Below are 1,988 nucleotides of genomic sequence, written 5' to 3'. Positions count from 1 at the left end.
GTTGCCACTAATCGGCAACCGGGGTTGGGAACCGGCCTCGTGAGTCTTGGATGCTCCAGCTCTACTTCAAAGTCCTGCGGGTCTATGAAGCAACTGGGGCAGAGGAAGAGACTAAAATCCTGCCGTCAAGGGGATGGGGCATCAGAAACCCCATCCGCCTATGCGGTGGGGTAGTTCATGATAGCCCAATCTGCCGGCGGGATCCCTATCCGGTAAGATAAAACCAGAAGCAATTCCCAAGCCATGGAGGTTTCCTTGAGGGAGGGATCCACGATGTCTGTTGCTTGGCTGGCTTCGGTTCTGGCGAGGCGGTCTTGGCTGAGCCGTTTCCTGCGGGGGATGGTGCTTTGCGGGCTGATACTCTGCCTGGGGGTTACTCCGCTGGGATCCCCGGCCCAGGCAGAGGACTACACCAAACGAGATCTGCAGGGGGTGAGCTTTGCAGGGCAAGACCTGAGCGGCTGGAAGTTTCTCAAGGCCAACCTGCGCCAAAGCGATCTCAGCCATGTGAAGGCGGCAGGGGCGAACCTGTTCGGGGCCAATCTCAGCAAAGCCAACTTGCGCGGGGCCGACCTGCGGGGGGCCACTTTGGACATGGCCAACTTACAGGGTGCGGATCTGCGAGAAGCGCAACTGCAGGACAGCATGATGTGGCTGGCCCGAGTCGAAGGGATCCAAATTGATGGGGCGGATTTCACCAATGCGTTGATACGGCAAGACGCCCTCTCCATCCTTTGCGAACGGGCCACCGGCGTTAACCCTGTAACCGGTCGGGCCACCCGCGACACTCTTGAATGTGACTGATCCTCACCCCCGGCTCTTCTCCCAGAGGGAGAGGGGAGATAGGCAGCAGAACCCATCGCCTCACTGCCCTCTGGAATCCGGATTTTAGGAGCTGGGAGCGGCTGCCTCAGAACGGGTGGGCTTGCGTTGAAACTGGCTGAGCAGCGAATTCCAGGCCAAGCGGGCCATCGACAACAGCCAATTGCCCTCCAACTCCCTAAACAAGTCCATGTTCAGCTTGAAGGCATAATTGGCCTCTGCCACAATGCGGTCGATGGTGGCTTGATCCAGCCCCAATGCATCCATCTGGGCACGGTAGCGCTGCTTGAACTTGCCCTCGTGGGGGATCTGCTCGAAATCGTAAAAAGCTGTTCCTTCCCCTGGCGGCAAGCCCATGGCCCGGCGGGCGATGTTTTTGAGGATTTGACCGCCCGACAAGTCACCGATGTAGCGGGTATAGGCGTGGGCGATCAGGAGAAGTGGATCTTTTTCCACCACTTCTCGGATGCGGTTGACATAGACCTGGCAGGCAGGGGAGGGCTTGACCACAGCGCGCCAATTGGGGCCGATAAAATAATTCAAGTCCTTCTCCAGGCTGGTCTTGCGCCACAGCTCCGGGTAGTAGAACCGGCCCACCAGCGGGTGCTCTCGCAGTTGGGCAAAGCCCTCTTCCAGAGCACTGTAGACAAAGTAGAAATTGCCCACGTAGCGGCTGTAGGCCCGCTTATCCACCACTCCCTTCAGGAAACACTTGATAAACACCATGTTCTCGGCCATGGTGTGGGACTGCTTGGTGCCCTCCCGCAACTGGGCCGACAAGCTGTGGTCCCGGTTATACAGATCACTTCTTTTATTCTGATTGTTCTGACTTTGACTCACAAAACCCTCCTCGCCAACAAACTGTGCTTCATTAGATCACCCGCAGATCACCCGCAAGCCATCCCGAGGTTCCCCCAGCCTGAGAAGCTTTGTAAACCCATTCCTAACCCCTTCTCATGATTGTTGTTGATGGCTCCGCCACAGCCTGCATCAACAGCGTGCATCTCAAAAGCGACGCAAACCGGCGCCAAGTCCACTCTGTCGACCGGCTGAGCCTGTCAGAGCCACCCCTCCGATCCCCAAGGTTGACCGGAAATCCGAGCTGGAGCAGCGGATGATCCGCAAAAACGGTTAAAGATTAGAATAATCTGCTTGAGTGTGAATGG

At 57.3% G+C, this 1,988-nt stretch carries 2 protein-coding genes; one reads left to right on the top strand and one right to left on the bottom strand.

Going from position 1 to position 1,988, the window contains the following annotated elements:
- Positions 1–273 precede the first annotated feature (273 nt).
- The gene (locus tag NW838_RS14995) at positions 274–804 is read left to right on the top strand and encodes a pentapeptide repeat-containing protein (RefSeq protein ID WP_414356737.1); all 531 of its coding nucleotides are present in this window, start codon (positions 274–276) and stop codon (positions 802–804) included.
- Between the two features lie 84 nt (positions 805–888).
- On the opposite strand, the gene NW838_RS14990 is transcribed toward NW838_RS14995, so the two are convergent.
- On the bottom strand, positions 889–1,602 hold the full coding sequence (locus NW838_RS14990) for a heme oxygenase (biliverdin-producing) (protein ID WP_414356736.1): 714 nt from the start codon (positions 1,600–1,602) through the stop codon (positions 889–891).
- Between the last annotated feature and the right edge of the window lie 386 nt (positions 1,603–1,988).

Source organism: Synechococcus sp. R55.2 (genome assembly GCF_047462075.1).
In the GTDB taxonomy this organism is placed as follows: Bacteria; Cyanobacteriota; Cyanobacteriia; order Thermostichales; family Thermostichaceae; genus Thermostichus.
Note: the sequence above shows the minus strand (reverse complement) of the source record. Positions and strands in the feature narration are given on the sequence as shown.

What these genes read in the sequence shown, in the direction of transcription:
- NW838_RS14995 (WP_414356737.1), top strand. Translation starts at nt 274, where the DNA reads ATGTCTGTTGCTTGGCTGGCTTCGGTTCTGGCGAGGCGGTCTTGGCTG.